General features: G+C 51.1%; 2 rRNA genes (1 of these 2 only partly in view). Both read right to left on the bottom strand.

Going from position 1 to position 1,925, the window contains the following annotated elements:
* Position 1: 1 nt before the first annotated feature.
* Positions 2-114, bottom strand: a 5S ribosomal RNA gene (rrf, locus tag AC07RM_RS40650).
* Positions 115-254: 140 nt separating this feature from the next.
* Positions 255-1,925, bottom strand: a 23S ribosomal RNA gene (locus AC07RM_RS40645) (it continues 1,299 nt past the right edge of the window).

The following is a 1,925-nucleotide window of genomic DNA, read 5'->3' as shown; positions in this document are numbered from 1 at the left end:
AGCCTGACGATGACCTACTTTCACACGGGAACCCGCACTATCATCGGCGCTGAGTCGTTTCACTGTCCTGTTCGGGATGGGAAGGAGTGGGACCAACTCGCTATGGTCATCAGGCATAAAGGGTTGTCTGGCTGATCACATGATCAACCAAACGAATTCATAGAGTTTTGAATCAGCACGCGCTTAGGCGTTATTTGAATGTATTTTGAATGCGTCAACTTGGCATAACACCTTGATCTTCTGATCAAAGTTATAGGGTCAAGCCGCACGAGCAATTAGTATCAGTTAGCTTAACGCATTACTGCGCTTCCACACCTGACCTATCAACGTCCTGGTCTTGAACGACTCTTCAGGGGGCTCGAGGCCCCGGCAGATCTCATCTTGAAACGAGTTTCCCGCTTAGATGCTTTCAGCGGTTATCTCTTCCACACTTAGCTACTCGGCAATGCCACTGGCGTGACAACCGATACACCAGAGGTGTGTCCACTCCGGTCCTCTCGTACTAGGAGCAGGCTTCCTCAAATCTGCAGCGCCCACGGAAGATAGGGACCAAACTGTCTCACGACGTTTTAAACCCAGCTCACGTACCTCTTTAAATGGCGAACAGCCATACCCTTGGGACCGGCTACAGCCCCAGGATGAGATGAGCCGACATCGAGGTGCCAAACACCGCCGTCGATATGAACTCTTGGGCGGTATCAGCCTGTTATCCCCAGAGTACCTTTTATCCGTTGAGCGATGGCCCTTCCATACAGAACCACCGGATCACTATGTCCTGCTTTCGCATCTGCTCGACTTGTCAGTCTCGCAGTTAAGCACGCTTATGCCATTGCACTATCGTCACGATGTCCGACCGTAACTAGCGTACCTTCGAACTCCTCCGTTACGCTTTGGGAGGAGACCGCCCCAGTCAAACTGCCTACCATGCACTGTCCCCGATCCAGATAATGGACCTAGGTTAGAACCTCAAACACACCAGGGTGGTATTTCAACGTTGGCTCCACAAGATCTAGCGACCCTGCTTCAAAGCCTCCCACCTATCCTACACAGATCTGTTCAAAGTCCAATACAAAGCTACAGTAAAGGTTCATGGGGTCTTTCCGTCTTTCCGCGGGGAGATTGCATCATCACAAACATTTCAACTTCGCTGAGTCTCAGGAGGAGACAGTGTGGCCATCGTTACGCCATTCGTGCAGGTCGGAACTTACCCGACAAGGAATTTCGCTACCTTAGGACCGTTATAGTTACGGCCGCCGTTTACTGGGACTTCAATCAAGAGCTTGCACCCCATCATTTAATCTTCCAGCACCGGGCAGGCGTCACACCCTATACGTCCACTTTCGTGTTTGCAGAGTGCTGTGTTTTTAATAAACAGTCGCAGCCACCGATTTTTTGCAACCCATTCATGCTCCGTTGTTCACTTCACACTAATAGGGCACACCTTCTTCCGAAGTTACGGTGTCAATTTGCCGAGTTCCTTCTCCTGAGTTCTCTCAAGCGCCTTAGAATACTCATCTCGCGCACCAGTGTCGGTTTGCGGTACGGTCGTATACAGCTGAAGCTTAGTGGCTTTTCCTGGAACCTCGTTCAGTCACTTCGCGAGCAAGCTCGCTCGATCGTTGGCCTCGGTATATGTGCACCGGATTTGCCTAATGCACGCCTACATCCAACTAAACCGGGATATCCAACACCCGGATGACCTATTAAGATCCGTCCCCACATCGCACTGTATATCGGTACAGGAATATTGACCTGTTTCCCATCAGCTACGCATCTCTGCCTCGCCTTAGGGGCCGACTCACTCTACGCCGATGAACGTTGCGTAGAAAACCTTGCGCTTACGGCGAGGGGGCTTTTCACCCCCTTTAACGCTACTCATGTCAGCATTCGCACTTCTGATACCTCCAGCACGCTTTACAACGCAC

This window comes from Variovorax sp. GW821-FHT09B05, from assembly GCF_059418265.1.
The sequence above is the reverse complement of the archived record's forward strand: the minus strand, read 5'-3'. Positions and strand labels throughout refer to the sequence as shown.